The organism is Massilia sp. NBRC 108631 (genome assembly GCF_059704565.1).
Genome location: NZ_BAAKJE010000029.1, coordinates 1 through 340, shown reverse-complemented (window position 1 = coordinate 340; position 340 = coordinate 1). Strand labels below are relative to the sequence as shown.

General features: G+C 68.2%; 1 protein-coding gene. It reads right to left on the bottom strand.

Annotated features, from left to right (window positions below):
* Positions 1-340 (bottom strand): hypothetical protein (locus AC6H42_RS03045; RefSeq protein WP_497547382.1); only part of this gene is annotated, 340 nt, incomplete at both ends.

Here is a 340-nt window from a genome sequence, read left to right as displayed (position 1 = left end):
TCCACCGTTTCCATGGCGGCCAGGTCCACCGTTTCCATGGCGGCCACTTGTGCCGAGGTCAGCGACGCGGCTTGCAGCGTGGTCAGCGCGATCACTTGCGCCGAGGTCAGGCCGACGATCTGGGCCGAGCTCAGGGCAGCGATGGTGGCGGTCTTCAGGGCGGCGAAGTCCACCGTTTCCATGGCGGCCAGGTTGGCGGTCGACAGCGCGGCGATTTGGCGCGAAGTCAGGCCGGAAGCCTGGGTGCTGCTCAGGGCCACCACTTGCGCGGTGGTCAGGCCGTTGGCGATCACATTGGTGCTCAGCGCGCCCATCTGGGCGCTGGTCAGCGCGGCGACCT